Origin of the sequence: Luteimonas marina (genome assembly GCF_007859325.1) — a bacterium.
Taxonomy (GTDB): domain Bacteria; phylum Pseudomonadota; class Gammaproteobacteria; order Xanthomonadales; family Xanthomonadaceae; genus Luteimonas; species Luteimonas marina.
The window spans coordinates 1-17,777 of record NZ_VOHK01000012.1; the positions used below are offsets into that span (position 1 = coordinate 1).

17 protein-coding genes are annotated in these 17,777 nt (G+C 68.7%); 14 read left to right on the forward strand and 3 right to left on the reverse strand.

The genetic code is table 11. The features are described from left to right. The coding region (locus FQY83_RS17240) for a transposase (protein WP_146389139.1) at positions 1 to 277 on the forward strand (277 nt) is incomplete at its 5' end. A gap of 22 nt (positions 278 to 299) precedes the next feature. Here the strand turns inward: FQY83_RS17240 and asnB are convergent. From asnB to bamE, 3 genes are read right to left on the reverse strand one after another with little or no spacing between them, the layout of a single operon-like run. Further along, positions 300 to 2,225, reverse strand: a complete 1,926-nt coding sequence (gene asnB / locus FQY83_RS17245; protein WP_146389436.1) for an asparagine synthase (glutamine-hydrolyzing) — start codon at positions 2,223 to 2,225, stop codon at positions 300 to 302. 46 nt (positions 2,226 to 2,271) lie between these two features. Continuing rightward, positions 2,272 to 2,883, reverse strand: coding sequence for a class I SAM-dependent methyltransferase (locus tag FQY83_RS17250; protein ID WP_158636551.1), 612 nt, complete (start codon positions 2,881 to 2,883; stop codon positions 2,272 to 2,274). Next, positions 2,880 to 3,731 carry an outer membrane protein assembly factor BamE domain-containing protein gene (bamE, locus tag FQY83_RS17665; protein ID WP_158636552.1) on the reverse strand — a complete coding sequence of 284 codons (852 nt, stop codon included), beginning with the start codon at positions 3,729 to 3,731 and terminating at the stop codon, positions 2,880 to 2,882. Before bamE ends, FQY83_RS17250 begins: the two co-directional genes overlap by 4 nt. 13 nt (positions 3,732 to 3,744) lie before the next feature. On the opposite strand from bamE, the gene FQY83_RS17255 reads away from it, so the two are divergent. The 13 genes from FQY83_RS17255 to FQY83_RS17315 all read left to right on the forward strand — a co-directional run. Continuing rightward, positions 3,745 to 4,839 carry a polysaccharide deacetylase family protein gene (locus FQY83_RS17255; RefSeq protein ID WP_146389440.1) on the forward strand — a complete coding sequence of 365 codons (1,095 nt, stop codon included), beginning with the start codon at positions 3,745 to 3,747 and terminating at the stop codon, positions 4,837 to 4,839. Next, the gene (locus FQY83_RS17260) at positions 4,836 to 6,110 is read left to right on the forward strand and encodes an O-antigen ligase family protein (protein WP_146389442.1); all 1,275 of its coding nucleotides are present in this window, start codon (positions 4,836 to 4,838) and stop codon (positions 6,108 to 6,110) included. The genes FQY83_RS17255 and FQY83_RS17260 overlap by 4 nt, the downstream gene beginning before the upstream one ends. Beyond that, entirely contained in the window at positions 6,110 to 7,660 is a 1,551-nt protein-coding gene (locus FQY83_RS17265) for an oligosaccharide flippase family protein (protein WP_146389444.1), read from the forward strand. The genes FQY83_RS17260 and FQY83_RS17265 overlap by 1 nt, the downstream gene beginning before the upstream one ends. Then, positions 7,627 to 9,012 (forward strand): phenylacetate--CoA ligase family protein, encoded by a 1,386-nt coding sequence (locus tag FQY83_RS17270; protein WP_238333547.1) that lies wholly within the window; start codon positions 7,627 to 7,629, stop codon positions 9,010 to 9,012. Before FQY83_RS17265 ends, FQY83_RS17270 begins: the two co-directional genes overlap by 34 nt. Continuing rightward, positions 9,009 to 10,118 (forward strand): glycosyltransferase, encoded by a 1,110-nt coding sequence (locus tag FQY83_RS17275; RefSeq protein ID WP_146389448.1) that lies wholly within the window; start codon positions 9,009 to 9,011, stop codon positions 10,116 to 10,118. The genes FQY83_RS17270 and FQY83_RS17275 overlap by 4 nt, the downstream gene beginning before the upstream one ends. Beyond that, positions 10,115 to 11,275: a glycosyltransferase gene (locus tag FQY83_RS17280; protein WP_146389450.1), complete on the forward strand. Its 1,161-nt coding sequence runs from the start codon at positions 10,115 to 10,117 to the stop codon at positions 11,273 to 11,275. The genes FQY83_RS17275 and FQY83_RS17280 overlap by 4 nt, the downstream gene beginning before the upstream one ends. 4 nt (positions 11,276 to 11,279) lie before the next feature. Then, a complete protein-coding gene (locus tag FQY83_RS17285) occupies positions 11,280 to 11,921 on the forward strand; it encodes a polysaccharide deacetylase family protein (RefSeq protein WP_272952470.1) in 642 nt (213 codons plus the stop codon). Beyond that, complete coding sequence (locus tag FQY83_RS17290) at positions 11,918 to 13,144, forward strand: glycosyltransferase (protein ID WP_146389454.1); 1,227 nt, start codon at positions 11,918 to 11,920, stop codon at positions 13,142 to 13,144. The genes FQY83_RS17285 and FQY83_RS17290 overlap by 4 nt, the downstream gene beginning before the upstream one ends. Further along, positions 13,141 to 14,346 carry a hypothetical protein gene (locus tag FQY83_RS17295; protein ID WP_146389456.1) on the forward strand — a complete coding sequence of 402 codons (1,206 nt, stop codon included), beginning with the start codon at positions 13,141 to 13,143 and terminating at the stop codon, positions 14,344 to 14,346. The genes FQY83_RS17290 and FQY83_RS17295 overlap by 4 nt, the downstream gene beginning before the upstream one ends. A 24-nt stretch (positions 14,347 to 14,370) precedes the next feature. After that, positions 14,371 to 15,318: a methyltransferase domain-containing protein gene (locus FQY83_RS17300; protein ID WP_146389458.1), complete on the forward strand. Its 948-nt coding sequence runs from the start codon at positions 14,371 to 14,373 to the stop codon at positions 15,316 to 15,318. Further along, positions 15,315 to 16,130, forward strand: a complete 816-nt coding sequence (locus tag FQY83_RS17305) for a glycosyltransferase family 2 protein (RefSeq protein WP_146389460.1) — start codon at positions 15,315 to 15,317, stop codon at positions 16,128 to 16,130. Before FQY83_RS17300 ends, FQY83_RS17305 begins: the two co-directional genes overlap by 4 nt. Then, positions 16,127 to 17,128 carry a glycosyltransferase family 2 protein gene (locus FQY83_RS17310; protein ID WP_146389462.1) on the forward strand — a complete coding sequence of 334 codons (1,002 nt, stop codon included), beginning with the start codon at positions 16,127 to 16,129 and terminating at the stop codon, positions 17,126 to 17,128. The genes FQY83_RS17305 and FQY83_RS17310 overlap by 4 nt, the downstream gene beginning before the upstream one ends. Positions 17,129 to 17,496: 368 nt before the next feature. Continuing rightward, on the forward strand, positions 17,497 to 17,777 hold a 281-nt coding region (locus FQY83_RS17315; protein ID WP_146389464.1), incomplete at its 3' end, for an IS110 family transposase.

Genomic DNA, 17,777 nt, shown 5'->3' on the forward strand with positions numbered 1-17,777 from the left:
CGCCGCCTTGGCCGGGCTGGCGCCCTATAACGTGGACAGCGGCCAGCACGCCGGCAAACGCCGCATCCGCGGCGGGCGGGCACCGATCCGCCGGGTGTTGTACATGGCCTGCTGGTCGGTGATCCGCACCCAACCCGACTTCAAGGATCGTTACCAGCGGCTACGCCAGCGAGGCAAGTGCGCCAAGGTCGCCATCACCGCCTGCATGCGGGTCCTGCTGACCCGGCTCAATGCCATGGCCCGTGATCGGACCGAATGGAAGGTGCCGGCCAACTAGGCAAAGACAGTTGCTCCTACAGTTATTGCGGCCGTCGCAGCAACAGCGTCGACAGCACGCCGACGAAGGCCTGGTTGTCGGCGAATCCCACTGCCTTGCCCGCGCGCGCCTTGGCGAACAGGCGCGTGGTCGCTTCGACGTCGAACAGGCCGCTGGCGCGCAGGTTGTCCGCGGAGAACAGGTCGTCCACGTAGTCCAGCGGCTTGCCGTCGGTGAAGAAGCTGGCGCTGTCCGGCGCACGATAGGGTTGTTTCGTGCGTTGCGCGATGTCCTCCGGCAGCAGATCGGCGAGCGCGCGGCGCAGGATGTGCTTCTCGGTCAGGCCGCGGATCTTCCACGACGGCGGCAGGGTGTTGGCGAACTCGATCAGGGTGTGGTCGAGGTAGGGATAGCGGCCTTCGATCGAGCCGGCCATCGCCACGCGGTCGCCCTGCGCGGCGAGCAGGTAGCCGGCCAGCAGGGTCTTGGCCTCGACGTACTGGTCGCGGGCCAGCGGCGCCCAGTCGAGGATGTCCGCCGGCAGGCGCGATTCGGCGAACGCCAGCGCGTCCCATGCGGACGCTTGCGCGCGCAACTCCGGCGCAAGGAAGGCGAACGCGCGCTGCGAGGTGGTCCAGCGCGGCACGTGGGCGAAGATCGCGCGGTCGATGTGCTCCCGCCCCTGGCCGAAGAACGAGGCGGCGAAGGCGGGGTTGGCCGCGGGCGAGTTCTCGAGATAGCCGTACAGCCGCGACAGCAGCTTCGGGCGCAGGGTCGAGTGCGGCTGCTGCGCCCAGAAGCGGCGCACCTTGGCTTCCTTGAACAGGTCGTAGCCGCCGAACACTTCGTCGGCGCCCTCGCCGGTCAGCACCACGGTGTAGCCGTGGGCGCGCACCGAGTCGGCCAGCAGCATCAGCGGCACCGCGGCGGTGCGCAGCACCGGCGTTTCGGCATGCGCGATGAGGCGCGGGAAGGCCGCGCCGATGTCCCGCGGCGAGATGCGCAGGGTGGAATGGTCGGTGCCCAGGTGCCGGACCATCGCCAGCTGGTGTTCGCTCTCGTCGAACTCGGGCTGGTCGAACGCAACCGAGAACGTGCGTACCGGGGTGTCGGTGAAGCCGCGGACCAGGGCGACGATGCCCGATGAGTCCAGGCCGCCGCTGAGGTAGGCGCCGACCGGCACGTCGGCGCGCAGCTGCAGGCGGACCGCGTCGATCAGCCGCTCGCGCAACTCGGCGGCCGCCTGTTCGATGCTCCCGAACCGCGCCGGCCGGGTGTCTTCGGCATCCGGGAAGGTCCAGTCCCAGTAGCGGGTCAGCGTCTCGCGGCCGTCGGCCTCGATCGCCAGCACGTGGCCGGGCGGCAGGCTGTGCACGTCCTCCCACGCGGTATCCGGATCCAGCGGCGCCCAGTAGCTGAAGGCCTGCAGCAGTCCGCGCACGGAGAGCCGCGCCCGCTCGGGCACCGCCGCGAACAGCGCCTTCATCTCCGAGGCGAACCACAGCGTGCCGCGCGCCCTCGTCCAGTACAGCGGGCGGATGCCTGCACGGTCGCGCGCCAGCACCAGCCGCCGGCGCGCGGAATCCCACAGCGCGATCGCGAACTGGCCGTTGAGGTGTTCGACGAAGCGGTCGCCGTCGCGGTCATAGAGGTGGACGATCACCTCGGTGTCCGAACGCGTGTAGAACACCCGGCCTTCGGCCTCCAGCTCACGACGCAGTTCGACGTAGTTGAAGATCTCGCCGTTGAACACCGTCCACACCGTGCACGCAGGGTTGTGGATCGGCTGGTCGCCGGTGGCCAGGTCGATGATCGACAGCCGCGCGTGCGCCAGGCCGACGCCGGGCTCGACGTGGTAGCCGTAGCCGTCCGGACCGCGGTGCGCGAGGGTGTGGATCATGCGCTCGAGCAGCGCGCGTTCCCCGCCTTCGGGCACCGGGGCTCCGAGATAGCCGGCCAGTCCGCACATCGTCAGGCCCCGCCCGTCGCGCAGCGATCGCGCATCGCCGTCGCACTCATTCCGGATTGCGCCACCAGCACACCAGCCAGGTCTGGCCGTCGTGCTGCATCCAGTCCTTGTGCAGGCCTTCGATGCCCTGCAGGTGCGGATCGACGCGCACCAGCGCCGGGGCGAAGAACGTGACGAAGCAGGCGCGGCCGAGATGGTTCATGCGTTTGATCGTCGCCGGGATGTCCTTGATGTAGTAGAGCACCTCGCAGGCGACCACCAGGTCGAACCGGTGGCGTTCGTCGCCCCAGGGCTGGCCGTGGATGTCGCAGGCGGAAAAGCGGGCATCCGGCGCCCGCACCTGCGCGCGCTCGACCGCGGTGGCGCTGACGTCGATGCCGCAGACCTCGTCGGCAATCCGGCGCAGCGCCAGCGTCTGGTGCCCTTCGCCACAACCCACTTCGAGCAGGCTGCCGACCCGGCCGAACGCACGCTCGATCAGCGCATTGGTGGCCTCGAAGCGCGACTGCTCCAGCCGCGATTCCATGTTCCACGGGTCGCCGAGCCTGTACGCCATGTCCAGGCGCTCGTAGTTGTCGGCACCGCCGACGCCGCGCATGGCGTACTTCATCCACGTGCGGCGCACGGCCTTGCGCAGCTTTGCCTGGAGTGGGTTCATCGCGCCTGCCATGGATGGTTCGGGCCTGTCCCCGGCGCGCAGCCGCGGCGTCTGTCGACAGCCCGGGCGTCGTCCGCCGCGGATGGCCGGGCGGACGATGCCTTGAGGGGCTTGAGCGGGGAACTGTACCAGTCGCTGACGCCGCCGCATTCGAAGCGCACCCAGGACGGACCGTACAGCCACTGTCCGTCGCCGGACTCGCGCATGATCGGCTGTCCCAGCAGGGCGGCGACCTGTTCGTGCGTCATTCCCGGATGCAGCGCGGTGGCCGCGTGCGACGCCTTTTCGCGTTCTTCTGCGACAACACCAGGAACATGGAATCCAAGCGAATCGGCATCAGTGCGCGTCAGCCACCAGACCAGCAGTATCGCCAACAACATGATGCCGTACACCACGACCCTCGACTGCCTGCGCGGCTCCGGTTGCTCCAGCTCCGGCGCATCCGCCCCCTCATCGTCCCACCGCCCATGCACCGGCTCCACTGTTCCCGCGGCCCGGCGCGCCGCCGGCACTGGCGCCGCACCCGGCAGGCGGCCGTAGTGGCGATGGAAGTCGAGGACCGCGGCGTAACGCAGGTTCAGCGTCTTGAGCGCGTCCTCGCCGGCGGCGCCGGCGCGATCCGGATGCAGGTCCGCCACCCGGCGGCGGTAGGCCAGGCGCAGGTCGTCGACCGTGCAGTCGGGCACGATGCCCAGCTCGCTGTAGAGCGCAATGAAGTCGGTCTGCTCGGTGATCACGCGATTCGGGCAAAGGATGCTTGCCAACACCAAACGGGAGCCGCGTCGGCGGCAGGCCAGCAATGCGCTGCACCATGGACCACGGCGCGCGGACAGGTCGCGCGTGATCATGGAATGATGCGCCATGCAGGCTGAAGCCGCCATCGACCCGCAGCAGGTGGCCCCGCACGTGGCCAGTCGTCGCGAACGGCTGGCCACGCACGCGCACCAGTGGCATCTGTTGCCGGTGCTGCAGACGATCCGCGGCTGGTTCCGCCGCGACCTGCGCGTGCTCGCCTATCACCGCGTCCGCGCGATCGACGCGCGGTTCAGCTTCGATCCGGGCCTGGTGAGCGCATCGCCTGCGGCCTTCCGCGGGCAGATGCAGCTGCTGCGCGACCGGTTCCATCCGGTGTCCTGCCGCGAGGTCGTGGCCGCGCTCGAGGGTGGTCCCGCCCTGCCCCGCGATGCGGTGCTCGTCACCTTCGACGATGGCTACGACGACAACCACGGCGTCGCCTTCCCGATCCTGCGCGAGCTGGGTGTGCCGGCGACGTTCTTCGTTGCCACCGGCCACATCGACAGCGGCCTGCCCTACGCCTACGACTGGCTGGCGCACCTGGTGGTGGGCGCAACCGGTGATCGCCTCAGGCTGCCCGCGCTCGATCTCGACATCCCGCTGCCCGCAGGACTGGAGGCGCGACGCGCCCTGGTCGCCCCGCTCCTCGACCGCCTGAAGTTCCTCGACGACGACGGCCAGCAGGCGGTGATCGACGGGCTCGAGCGCGAAGCCGGGCGGCCGCGCACGCAGGGCCACGCCGATTGCCGGCCGATGAGCTGGGACCAGTTGCGCGAGATGCGTGCGGCGGGGATGGAGATCGGCGGCCATGGCGTCCACCACCGCATGCTCGCCAAGCTGCCGGACGATGCGCTGTGCGCCGAGGTGGAGGGCTGCCAGGCGCGGCTGACCGCCGAGCTCGGCGCGCCGGCGATCGCGGTCTCGTATCCCGTGGGCGGGCCGGATGCGTTCGACGCACGCGTGGTCGAGGCGGTCCGGGCGGCCGGATTCCGGGTCGGCTTCACCTACCTCAGCGGCACCAACCCGTGGCCGGCCGGCGACCGCTACCGGCTGCTGCGCACGGCCGTGGAGCGCGGCATCGGCGAGGCCTGGTTCCGCGGGATCCTGGCGGTGCCGGAGGTGTTCGCGCATCCGTCCGTGGTGCGGGCGTACCCGGCATGATGCTGTTCCTGCTGATCTGGCTGGGGCTGGTGCTGATCCGGCCGCAGGACTATCCCGCGCTGGCGGACCTGGGCATTCCGCTGCTGCCGATCACCCTGCTCGGCTCGGTTGCGATGTGGGCGCTCGCGTCCGACCGGCGCCCGCTCAACCAGCCGACCCACCTGCTGTTCGCGGTGTTCATCGTCATCGGCATGTTCTCCGTGGCGGTCAACGGCTGGGTCGGCGGCGGGGTGCAGGTCTTCCTCGACTTCCTGCCGGCGCTGCTGGCGATGGTGGTGCTCTCGCAGGCCGCGTACTCGCCGAAGAACTGCCTGCGCATCATGGCGGTGATCGCGCTGGCAGCCGTGGTGCTGACGGTGCACGGCATCGAGCAGGTGGAGCTGGGCGAGGGCTGGACCGGCATGCCCACGGTGCAGGACGGACGCATCCAGTACGTGGGCATCTTCAGCGATCCCAACGACCTGGCAATGCTGTTCGTGATGGCGATCCCGATGGCGGCGCTGCTGGCCGGCCGCGGCGGCATGCTCGGCCTGCGCCGGCTGTTCTGGTGGGCGGTCGCGCTCCTCCTGGTCTACGGCGTGTACCTGACCGACTCGCGCGGCGCCTTCCTCGCGGTGATGGCGATGGCCGGCGTGTGGCTATGGCTCAAGCGCGGGCTGCTCATCGCCGGCACCCTTGGCGCGGTCGGCATGACGGTGCTGATGATGCTGCCCACGCGCATGCAGGAACTCGACGCCGGCGAGTCCTCCGCCTACGGTCGCATCGAGACCTGGTACGACGGCATCCAGATGTTCCTCGGCTATCCGATCTTCGGCGTGGGCGTCAACAATTTCACCGAACACACCTACCTGACCGCGCACAACTCGTTCGTGCTGGTGCTGGCCGAGACCGGCATCATCGGCTACACGGTCTGGCTGCCCATGGTGGTCTACTGCTTCATGATGCCGATCATGGTGCTGCGCCTGCCGGAGAACCTCGATGATGCCGAGCACCAGCCGCTGTGGACCGCCGAGCGCCGGATGGCCATGACCCTGCTGATCGCGCAGGTTGGCTTCTTCGCCTGCGCGTTCTTCCTCAGCCGGAGCTATGTGATCCTTCTCTACATCCTGCTTGGGCTGGTCACCGGCTGGTACGGTGGCGCCCAGGAGCGCTGGGCCGGCCTGCCGGTGTTCAGCGTGCAGCACGACTGGTTGAAGTGGTGCGTCATCTCGATGGCCAGCATCGTCGGGCTGTGGCTCACGGTGAAAGTCCTGTTCGTACTGGCGGCCTGATGAACACACGCAACACCATCGTCAAGAACACCCTGTTCTCCTCGATGGGCATCTACACCGAGTACTTCCTGGGCATGCTGACCTCGATCATCATCGCCCGGCACCTGGGGCCGTCGGACTTCGGCGCCTACAGTCTCGTGATCTGGCTGGTCGCGACCGGAGTCGCGATCACCAATGCCGGCGTGGCCAGTGCAGTGATCAAGTTCATCGCCGAGTTGCGCGGCGCCGGAAGGGATGGGCAGATCCGCCCCCTGCTCACCTGGGCGTGGCGCGTGCAGGCTGGCTTCCTCGCCGTGTCGGTGCTGGTCGGCGGCACACTGTTCGTGGTGTACGGGGCGTGGATCATGCCCGACTTCAACCACGCCGCGCTGCTGATTGCCCTGGTGGCAACGACCGCCCTGCGCGCCATGTACATGTTCAACATCGCCATCGCAAAGGGCTACGAAGCCTTTCGCGTGACAGCGGCCATCTCGGTCATCGTGACGCCCCTGAACCTGCTGATGGTCCTGGCTGCCTGGCTGCTGGACGGCCCGATGGAATGGTTCCTGGTCGCATTCATGGCTTCCAGCTTGCTGTTCTGGTGGGTATCGAGGCGCCAGGTCGCACCTCTGCTGCCCCCCCCGGACCTCCGCGAACCGCTCGACGCGAACCTGCGCCGGCGATTGCGCAGCTACACGGCACTGGTCGCGGTCACCGTCGCCGTCACCTTCATCACCGCGAGTGAGGTCGAGGTGCTGTTCCTGACCCTGTTCGACAGCACCGCCTCGGCTGGACAGTTCAAGGTGGCTTACCAGCTCGCCACCGGCGCGCTGCTGCTGGTGCCGGGGGTCTTCGCCGCGCTGCTGCTGCCGATGATGGCCAACGCGCTGGGCCAGGGACACGACGTCGCGAATCGGCGCCTGGCCATGTCCACCACCTACCTGTGCATGCTTGCGGCGCCGCTGGTGGCGTTCGGCGTTGCGTTCGCGGACACCATCATCGGCTTGCTCTACGGGCAGGCTTTCGCGCCAGCCGCCCTGGTGTTCGCCGTCTGCCTGTCCGCGGGCGCCGCTTCGGTGCTGTCGCAGGGTGCGTCCGCATACTTGCTGGGTTCCGACCGACAGCGCGCGCTGATGATGCTCGTGCTCGTCTGCTCGCTGGTGAAGGTCGCACTGGACATCGTCCTGATCAAACTGTACGGACTGACCGGCGCGATGGTGGCGTCCGGCACCACGACGGTACTGATGGCGTCGCTGGTGATCGGACTCGCCCTGCACTACAGCGGGGCCAGTCTCGAGTGGAGCCGCATGTTCCGGATCCTACTCGCAGCCGCGGTCGCCGGCGGCCTCGCCTGGCTGCTCGATGGGCAGCTTCCCGCCCTGGCCGCCTTGGCTGTTGGCGGGCTGCTGCTCGCGGCGCTGTATTTCGCCGGAACGCTGTTGTTCGGCGTCTGGAACGCCACAGATATCCGCCACTTTCTGGAGATCCACAACCGTTACGCCCACGGCCGCCCGGCGTTCATGGGGCGACTGCTCGGATGGGCGGCAACGCGCGCGGGGGCAAGCAGATGAACCTCTACGAACGAGCCTTCCGCCATGCCCTCTTTCCGGCATATGAAGCCGCGCGCGGCAGGCACACGCTCCAGCACCTGCGCGAGTACGAGGCCAACCAGTGGCTGCCTGCCGAACAGATCGCCGAACTGCAGTGGCGCAAGCTGACGGCGCTGGTCGCGTACTGCTGGGAGCAGGTGCCGTACTACCGCCAGCGCTGGCAGGCGATCGGCTTCGAGCCCGGGGATCTCCGGTCCATGGAGGACTACGCACGCCTGCCGGTATTGACCAAGGCGGACATCCGTACCCATTTCGACCAGCTCAAGTCGCGGTCCCTGCAGCACCGGTTGCTGTACAAGGTCACCGGCGGCTCCACCGGTGAGCCGCTGCGCTTCGGCTACACCCGTGAGAGTCTCGACCGCCGCACCGCGGTGATGTGGCGCGGCTATGGCTGGGCCGGCGCGCGGATCGGGCAACGCGCGCTGTTCCTGTGGGGTGGCCCGATCGGCGAACGGACCCGCATCGCGCAGCTCAAGGAGCGGCTGTACCACGCCGCCTTCCAGCGGCGCATCCTCGACAGCTTCCGGATGCGCGAGGACAACATGGCGGCCTACGCCGACGCCATCGCGAACTGGCGGCCAGAAGTCATCGTGGCCTATGTCGACCCCATTGTCCGTTTGTCGGAGTGGCTGCTCGCACAGGGCCGGACCATCCCCGGAGTGGCGGCGGTGCTGGGAGCGGCCGAGGCGCTGCACGACTTCCAGCGCCCGGTGATCGAAGCCGCGTTCCCGGGGGCCCGGACCTGCAACACCTATGGCTGTCGCGAATTCATGCTGATCGCCTGCGAGGCGGAAGATCGCGACGGGCTGCTGGTCAGCGCCGACCACCTGGTGGTCGAGCTGGTGAATGCGTCGCGTACCGACGACGGCAACGAGACAGGGGAACTCGCCATTACCGACCTGCACAACCTGGGCATGCCCTTCCTCCGCTACGTCAACGGCGACATCGCCAGCCGCAAGAACCCATGGCACGCCACCGGGCGGCGTGGTCTACCGCGCTTGAGCCGGATCGACGGACGGCGGCTGGATGCGATCCGCACGACCGACGGCCGCGTGCTGCCGGGCGAGTTCTTCCCTGCCATGCTCATGAACGTCGCCGGGGTACGCCGCTTCCAGGTAGTGCAGGACAGCCTCGAGCGCTTCACGCTCAAGCTCGTGCCGGGGCCCGACTTCGACGCTGAGCAGGAGGCCTACCTGCGGCGCGAGATCTCGAAGGTGCTCGGCGACGACGCCAGCCTCGATCTTCAACTGGTCGATGACATCCCGCTGACCGCCAGCGGAAAGTTCCGCGTCACCGTGTCGAGGCTGCCGTGAGGATCAGTCACATCGTCGATAATCTCAACCGCGGAGGGCTGGAACGCGTCGTCATCGACCTCGCGAAGGCACAGTCGGCAGCAGGTCACGACTGTCAGGTGATCTGCCTGTACGACGCCGGCTCACTCGCTGGCGAGTTGGCCGGCACGGGAGTGCCGGTGATTGCATGCGGGAAGCGCGACGGCATCGACCTGCGCGCGATACGCCGCCTGCGCCGCGCACTGTCAGCGCAACGCACCGATGTGCTGCACAGCCACAACGGGATCCCCCACTACCACGCGGTCGCGGCCGCGCTTGGCCTCGGCGTGCGCTGCGTCGTCAACACGCGGCACGGGATGGGCGCCGGCATCCGCGCCAGCCGCCGCGACTGGCTTGTCAAGCAGTCGATGCGGTTGACCGACGCTGCGGTGGCGGTGTCGGAAGCCGCCGGCGAGAAACTCGTCGAATCCGGAGTGGTTTCGCGCGGCAAGCTGCGGATCGTGCCCAACGGCATCCACACCGGACCATTCCGGGAGCGGGATCACGATGCGCGAAGGCGACTGGTGCAATCGCTTGGCCTGGCGCCTGCAACACGTCTTGTCGGCTTCGTCGGCCGCCTCAATTGGGCCAAGAACCTGGAGACGATGGTCGCCGCATTTGCCCGTGTTCGCGCACGGCACGACGATGTCGCCCTCGTCATTGCCGGCGAGGGAGAAGAGCGCAGCTCGATCGAGGCGGCGATCGCACAAGAGGGCATCGGCGACTGCACGTTTCTGCTCGGCGACCGCGCCGATGTGCCCCAGCTGCTGCCGGCGTTCACGCTGTTCGCGATGTCCTCGATTTCCGAAGGCTACTCCATCGCCCTGCTCGAAGCCTGCGCAAGCGCATTGCCAATCGTGGCGACCGACGTCGGCGGCAACGCCGAGATCGTTGCCGATGGCGTCAATGGCCTGGTCGTGCCTGCAAGGGATCCGGTCGCGTTCGCCAACGCCCTTGAAACGATCCTGTCCGATACTGCCCGCGCAGCGGAGATGGGTCGTGCCGGCCGCGCCTGGCTGCTTTCGAATGCGACTTTCGAGGTGATGTCGGCGCGGTACATGGATGTGTACGCGAACAAGGGCGCATGAACGTCCTGGCGCTGACCAACCTGTTTCCCAGCCGATGGGATCCGCTGCGCGCCAGCTTCAACCGCCAGCAGTTCGACCGGCTGGCCGCGCGCCACGACCTGGAGGTTCTGGTGGCGGTCGACTTCCGCGAGCGCCGCGGCCCCGGCGGCGAACCACCGGCGCTGGCACATGCACGCACCTCACACTTCACGTTCTGGTACCCGCCCGGCATCGGCCGCAGCCTGCACGGGCTGGCCTGGTACGCCTCGCTGCTGGCCCAGCACGGCGCGCGCCTGAAGCGCAAGCGCTTCGACGTGCTGCTCGCCAGCTGGGGCTATCCGGATGCCGTCGGCACCGCCATGCTCGCCCGCCGTCTCGGGCTGCCCTACGTGGTCAAGGTGCACGGTAGCGACCTCAACGTGCAGGCGAAGTTCCGCCTGCGCCGACCCCAGGTCGCTGCCGCATTGCGCGGCGCGCGTGCGGTGGTGGCGGTCAGCGCGGCACTGTCGGCGGAAGCCCGCGCGCTTGGCGTAGAGGACGACCGCGTGCACCTGCTCTACAACGGCGTCGACGGCGACCGCTTCTTCCCCGGCAACCGTGGCGACGCACGGCGTGCACTGGGCCTGCCACAGGATGTGCCGATCATGCTCTACGCCGGCAACCTGAAGGTCAGCAAGGGCTGCATCGACCTGCTCGAAGCGTTTCCGGCGGTGCTCGAACGGCATCCGGGGGCACGCTTGGTGTTTGTGGGCGGCGGTGCCGCGGCAGCCTTGAACGGCCGGGCGCGGGAACTCGCCATTGCCGAAAACGTGCTGCTTGCCGGCCCCCGCCCGCACCACGAACTGGCGGACTGGATGCGCGCCGCCAGCCTGCTGTGCCTGCCCAGCCACAATGAGGGCGTGCCGAACGTGGTGCTGGAGGCGATGGCGTGCGGGTTGCCGGTGGTCGCCACCCGCGTTGGCGGAATCCCCGAAGTGCTGCCCGAGTACGCCGGCACGATGGTCCCCGCGCACGATCGCCTCGCGCTGGCGCAGGCCCTGGATGAAGCACTGGGGACGACGTGGTCGATCCCGGCAATCGTCGCCCACGCATCGCGCTTCGACTGGCAGGATAATGTCGAGCGACTCGACCGCATCCTCCAGAATGCGGCACGACCCATCGACCCGACCCGGCCTTGAGCGCATGCAGCCGAGATCCCGCAAAACACGCCTGCTCGGACTGTTGCCTTCGCGCCTGGTGACCACGCGTGTGCGTACGCGGGAGAAAGTGTTGTTCCTGACTTTCGACGACGGCCCGGATCCCGAGCATACGCCACCGATCCTGGACCTGCTCAAGGCGCATGGAGCCACTGCGACATTCTTCCTGATCGGCGATCGAATCGACCGCCATCCCGAAGTGGTGCAACGGATCGTCGACGAGGGCCACGAACTCGGCAACCATTCGTGGGGCCATCCGTTCATGAGTGATCTTCCGATTGAACGGCAGATGGAAGAGATCGCGCGCGCCGACGCCAGCCTTTCCACCTACGATGGACGCGCCACCCATCCGTTCCGCCCACCCTACGGGGTGTTGCCGCGCAACCTGCTGACCCGCTTCGCGCGTACCGGTCGCACGATCGCATTCTGGTCCTACGACAGCCAGGACTACGAGCGACTGCCCGCCCCGGTGTTGATTCGGCAGGTGCAGGCAGATCCGCCGCGTTCCGGCGACGTGGTACTGATGCACGACGACAATGCGGGCACCATCGAACTCCTTGCCGGCCTGCTGCCGGAATGGCGCGCACAGGGCTATTCGGTACGTGCCATGCCTGCAGGACGCGCGTGAGAGTCCTGTACCACCACCGAACCCGCGGCCGCCACGTCGAGGGCGTGCATATCCGGGGCATCGTCGGCGCCCTGCGCCAACAGGGGCACGAGGTCCGGGTGCTGTCCTTTCCCGGTGCCGACCCGGAAGCCGAACCCGGTCTGGCCGAGGCCGCCGCAGGCGCCGCGACCGCAGGCGGCGACCGGGCGGCTGGCGATGACCAGGCAACCGCCGGCAACGGGCGCGGCTGGCTGGCATCCCTGGTCACGCGCCTGCCCGGCGTCGTGTTCGAATTCGCCGAACTCGCCTACAACCTCGTCACCTGGTGGCGCATCCGCGCCGAGATCGCACGCGATCGCCCGGACTTCATCTACGAACGCTACTCGCTGTTCCTGTTCATGACGATCCGGATGGCGCGCCGCCGCGGCATCCCGATCATCCTCGAGATCAACGACTCGGCGCTGGTCGAACGCGTCCGGCCGCTCTACCTGAAGGCGCTCTCCCGGCGCATCGAACGCTGGTGCCTGACCCGCGCCACCGGCCTGGTCTTCATCTCCACGTATTTCCGCGACCTGCTGACCGAACACTACGGACAGCTGCCGCCGGGCGTGGTCTCGCCCAATGCCGTCGACGCGCGCTTCGACCCGTCCGTTCATGATCGCGAAGCCCTGCGCCGCCGCCACGACCTGGCCGGACGCGTGGTCTGCGGCCACGTCGGGGTATTCGCCCGCTGGCACGGCGTGTCGCGTTTCGTCGACGAGGTGATTGACCGGTTGCGGGAGGTTCCCGCGTTGACACTGTTGCTGGTCGGCGACGGTGTCGACCTGCCCGGCGTGCGCCGCGAGGTCAGGGCACGCGGACTGGATGATCGCATCCGCCTTCCCGGCCGGGTGCCCCACCACCTGGTTCCGGAGTGGATCGCCTGCATGGACTACGCGTTCCTGCCCGACTCGAACGAGTACGGCTCGCCAATGAAGCTGTTCGAACTGATGGCGATGGGGGTGGCGGTGGTGGCGCCGGACTACGACCCGGTCGCCGAGGTGATCGACGACGGCGCCACCGGCTGGCTGTTCCCGCGCAAGGACATGAAGGCCTGCGTCGACCGGGTGCTGGAGCTGGCTTCGCAGCCGGACGAGCGCGATCGCGTCGGCAAGGCCGCGCAGGCCTACATCGAACGCGAGCGCCGCTGGCAGCACAACGCCGACCAGCTACTGGGCCTGCTGCCGGAGCCGATGCCGCAATGATCCAGATCCCGGCCTGGACCTGGGCGCTGCTCGCGCTCGCCCTGCTCGTCGCCCCCACGCTGGTGGTCCGCCGCTACGTGCGCGCCCGCAACATGCAGATCTGGCTGCCGGCTTACCTGCGCCGCCGCCGACGCCCGCGCCACGACGGCCCGACCCACGTCATGTTCTGCTTCGTCGACCACTACGAGCCGATGCACGGGCGTCCCGACCTGGACACCCAGCGCGCCCGGGTCGACCGCTGGTGCCGCGACTACCGCGCCCTCGCCGACCGCCACCGCGACGCCGACGGCCGGCCGCCGCAGCACGGCTTCTTCTACCCGGAAGAGGAATACCTCGAAGAACACCTGGCCAAGCTCGAGCAACTGTGCCGCGACGGCTATGGCGAGATCGAGGTGCACCTGCACCACGACAATGACACCGAAGCGAACTTCCGCGAGACGATCACCCGCTTCAAGGCCCTGCTGCACGAACGCCACGGCGCGCTGCCGCGGCATCCGCAGACCGGCGAGGTGATGTTCGGCTTCATCCACGGCAACTGGTGCCTGGACAACTCCGGCCCGGACGGCCGCTGGTGCGGACTGGACAACGAACTGATCCTGCTGCGCGAGCTGGGCTGCTACGCCGACTTCACCATGCCCTCCGCGCCCAGCCCGACCCAGACCCGGATCGTCAACTCGATCTACTACGCCAGCGACGACCCGCAGCAACCGAAGTCGCACGACGGCGGCGTGCGCGTGCGCGCCGGCGGCACGCCCAGCGGCGACCTGATGCTGGTGCAGGGCCCGATCGGGCTGAACTGGCGCGACCGTCGCCACGGCTTCGTGCCCCGGGTCGAGAACTCCGACATCCGCGCCAACTATCCGCCGACGCCGGCGCGCGTCGACGGATGGGTCCGCGCCGGGATCCACGTCGAAGGCCGCCCGGAGTGGGTGTTCGTCAAGATCCACACCCACGGCGCACCGGAGAAGGATGCGGATGTCGTGCTCGGCCCGGCGGTGGACGCGATGTTCAGCCACCTCGAGCAGCGCTACAACGACGGCCAGCGGCACGTGCTGCACTACGTGAACGCGCGCGAGATGTTCAACATCATCAAGGCCGCGGAAGCCGGCATGGGCGGCGACCCGAATGTCTATCGCGACCATGTGCTGCCGCCGCCCGCAGCCTCGTGGGCCGGCTCGATGGCCGCGCGCGCCGCGGCCTGAGTCCGAAGCAAGGGGGCCTGCGAAGTGAAGTGGTACGTCAAGTCGGTGATCCAGAACGCGGTGGCGGCCCTGCCCGACACGCTGTCGCACCGGGTCTACTACGGCCTGCAGCGCCGCTTCGGCGGACTGCGCGACATCGACGTCGAGGACAAGCTGCGCCAGGGCATCGAGGTCGCGGCCACGGCGGTCGGCGAAGGACTCCCGGTCCGCGGCGCGCGCGTGCTCGAGGTCGGCACCGGCCGGCGCCTGAACCTGCCTCTCTCGCTGTGGCTGCAGGGCGCGGCCTCGGTGACCACGGTCGATCTCAACCCCTACCTGCGGCCGGAGCTGGTCGAGGAGGACCTGCGCCAGATCCGCGACGAGCGCGAGCGGGTGGAGCGCCTGTTCGGGGACCGGCTCGACCAGGACCGCCTGCGCCGGCTGCTGCTGCTGGCCGACGACTTCGACCTGCAGCGCGTCCTCGACACCTGCTCGATCCGCTACCTGGCCCCGGGCGATGCCACGCGCCTTGCCGACCTGGCCGACGGCTCGATCGACCTACACGTCTCCTACGAAGTCTTCGAGCACATCCCCGGCCCGGTCCTCGAAGAAATCCTGCACGAAGGCAGCCGCGTGATCTCGGAGCGCGGTCTGCTGGTCCACTACGTCGACTTCAGCGACCACTTCTCCCACTCCGACGCAAGCATCGGCCCAGTGCACTTCCTGCGCTTCGACGAGCCGACCTTCCGGCGCATCGCGGGCAATCGCTACATGTACATGAACCGCCTGCGCCTGGACGACTTCCTCGCGCTCTACGCACGCGCGGACCAGGCGCTGCTGCGCCAGGTGTCGGCACCCGATGCCGATGTCGAACGCCAGCTGCGCGACGCCGACGTGCCACTCGCCCCACCCTTTGACCTCAAGTCCGCGGACGTGCTGTCCACGCTCAACGCCTGGCTGGTGTCGCGCCCCGCGCAGCGGACCGACGCGTGAACGACCGGTGCGTCAGCGTCGTCATGCCGCTCTACAACGCGGAGCGTTACCTGTGTCGCCCGATCGAATCGGTGCTGGCGCAAAGCCATGGCGATCTCGAACTGGTGGTGGTCGACGACGGCTCCACCGACGCCAGCGCCGACATCGTCGACGGCTACGCCCGCGCCGACACGCGCGTGCGCCTGCTGCGCGGCGGCCGCAATGCCGGCGTCGCCGCCGCGCGCAACCGCGCCATCGAGGCCGCCAGCGGGCGCTACGTCGCCTTCCTCGACAGCGACGACTGGTGGCATCCGGACAAACTCGCCCGGCAACTCGATGCGCTCGACGCGCACGATGCAGCCATCGCCTACGCCAGCTACCAGCGCGTGGCCGAGGACGGCCGCCAGCTCGGGATCGTGCGCCCCCCCGCCAGGGTCGACCACCGCGACATGCTGTGCAGCAACCATATCGGCAACTGCACCGGCATCTACGACCGCAGCCGCCTCGGCGGCGACGGCCGCTTCCGCCGCATCGGCCACGAGGACTACGTGTTCTGGCTGGAGCTGGTCCGTCGCGCCGGGGGCGCCGTGCGGGCCGACGGCCACGACGCCACGCCGCTGGCCTCCTACCTCGTGCGCAAGGGCTCGGTGTCGAGCAACAAGCTGCGCGCCGCCGGCTGGCAGTGGCGCATCTACCGCGAGGTCGAAGGCCTGAATCCGGCCCAAAGCGCGTTCTACATGGTGCATTACGTCCGCCACGCGCTGGGCAAGCGCCACGGGGACCACCCCGCTGCCGCCGACCGCGCGCGCAACAGCGCCAGGGAACTCCGATGACCGCCGTCACCACCATCATCATCACACCACGCGACCGCTACTCCGGCCTCGACGAGTGCGTCGACAGCGTCTACCGGCACACGCCGCAGCCGTTCCAGCTGTGGATCATGGACCTGGACTATCCCGCCTCCGTGATCGATCCGGTTCGCAAGCAGCTCGCGGGCCGCGCGGAAGTGCGCTTCTTCGAGCTCGGCCTGCGCACGCCGATGGACGCGCTGCGCGAAGCACAGCCGCTGGTCGATACCGCGACCGTGGTGCTGCTCGACAACGACTCGCGGGTCACCGCCGGCTGGCTGCAGCCGCTGCTCGACGCCCATGCCGACGGCCACGCGGTGGTGACGCCGCTGATCCTCGAGCGCGAGGGCGTCGATCGCGGCGCGCCGCTGCGCAACCACCTCTACACCGGCGAGCTGCGCGTGGTCGACGTCGGCGAAACGCCGTACCTGATCGAGCACAAGCATTTCCGGCGCACCGAGGTGCCCGACATCCCCGACGAACGCTCGCTGACCGGCACCTTCGAGCTGCACTGCGTGCTGTTCGACGGCGATGCGTTCCGCCGCATCGAACTGCCGTCGATGGTGATCCGCGAGCACCTCGACATCTCGCTGCAGCTGGCCGCGATGGGAAAGACCATGGTGGTCGAGCCAAAGTCGGTCATCCACTTCGACAACCTCGGCACGCGCATGGTGCTGTCGGACATGCGCTTCTTCTTCTACCGCTGGGGCCCGAAGCTCACCGGCCCGTCGTCGCGCCTGTTCGAGCGCCGCTGGGGCTACAACTTCTATTCCGAGCAGTCGATGTACAACTGGGTGGTGCGGCGCAAGGCCTTCCTTGTGTCGCGCTGGCTGGGCGCACCGATCGGAATCGCGAACCGCGCCACGCAGCTGGCGAAGAAACTGTTCTGCAGGGACTGGGACCCGCTCCCGGATCCGGACGGCGCATCGCGCCCCCTGCTCACCGACGGCGTGCCCCGCCAGCTGAGCCACGATCTGCGCTGAGCCTGCCGCGGCCCCCGCGATTGGAATGGTCTGATGTAGGCGCGACCGCGCCGCGAAGCACGGACGATCCGACACGGATGAACGCGTCGCCACGCGAGACTAGCGAACAAGGTCGTTGTCCCGGCGTCGCGCCGCGACCCGGTCGCGGGCATGGCCCGCTTGTGTCAGCGCTTTGGCCTAGAGTTGGAGTGGAGAGCGATGTGCGGCAGGCCGACAGGCCGCAGTGTTCCGAGCACGTGTAGGAGCCAGGGCCGCCGCACATCGACCTCGCGCCATAGCCCGAACAGTTGAACGAGCCTGAGCTCGAACTTCACAAGCGTGGGCAGGAACGAGGCGGCTCTCTCCTGTCCCCCAGTTTACGAGCTTCCATGACCCTCTGGATCGGTATCGACGTCTCCAAGGCCTCCCTGGCCGTCTGCCTGCTGCCGCAGGCGCAGCAACTCTCCCTTCCCAACACTGCCGACGGCCATGCCCGGCTGCGGGCGCTGCTGGCCGACCGGCCAGTGGGCAACGTCCTGCTCGAAGCCACGGGCGGCTATGAGCGCCCGCTGATGCGGGCCCTGGCGGTTGCCGGCATCCCGGTGACCCGGATCAACCCGCGTCGGGCCCGCGCCTTCGCCGACGCCATGGGCAAGACCGCCAAGACCGA

What these genes read in the sequence shown, in the direction of transcription:
- asnB (WP_146389436.1), bottom strand. Translation starts at nt 2,225, where the DNA reads ATGTGCGGACTGGCCGGCTATCTCGGAGCCCCGGTGCCCGAAGGCGGG.
- FQY83_RS17250 (WP_158636551.1), bottom strand. Translation starts at nt 2,883, where the DNA reads ATGAACCCACTCCAGGCAAAGCTGCGCAAGGCCGTGCGCCGCACGTGG.
- FQY83_RS17270 (WP_238333547.1), top strand. Translation starts at nt 7,627, where the DNA reads ATGGGCGGCAACGCGCGCGGGGGCAAGCAGATGAACCTCTACGAACGA.
- FQY83_RS17255 (WP_146389440.1), top strand. Translation starts at nt 3,745, where the DNA reads ATGCAGGCTGAAGCCGCCATCGACCCGCAGCAGGTGGCCCCGCACGTG.
- FQY83_RS17285 (WP_272952470.1), top strand. Translation starts at nt 11,280, where the DNA reads ATGCAGCCGAGATCCCGCAAAACACGCCTGCTCGGACTGTTGCCTTCG.
- FQY83_RS17260 (WP_146389442.1), top strand. Translation starts at nt 4,836, where the DNA reads ATGATGCTGTTCCTGCTGATCTGGCTGGGGCTGGTGCTGATCCGGCCG.
- FQY83_RS17295 (WP_146389456.1), top strand. Translation starts at nt 13,141, where the DNA reads ATGATCCAGATCCCGGCCTGGACCTGGGCGCTGCTCGCGCTCGCCCTG.
- bamE (WP_158636552.1), bottom strand. Translation starts at nt 3,731, where the DNA reads ATGATCACGCGCGACCTGTCCGCGCGCCGTGGTCCATGGTGCAGCGCA.
- FQY83_RS17310 (WP_146389462.1), top strand. Translation starts at nt 16,127, where the DNA reads ATGACCGCCGTCACCACCATCATCATCACACCACGCGACCGCTACTCC.
- FQY83_RS17280 (WP_146389450.1), top strand. Translation starts at nt 10,115, where the DNA reads ATGAACGTCCTGGCGCTGACCAACCTGTTTCCCAGCCGATGGGATCCG.
- FQY83_RS17265 (WP_146389444.1), top strand. Translation starts at nt 6,110, where the DNA reads ATGAACACACGCAACACCATCGTCAAGAACACCCTGTTCTCCTCGATG.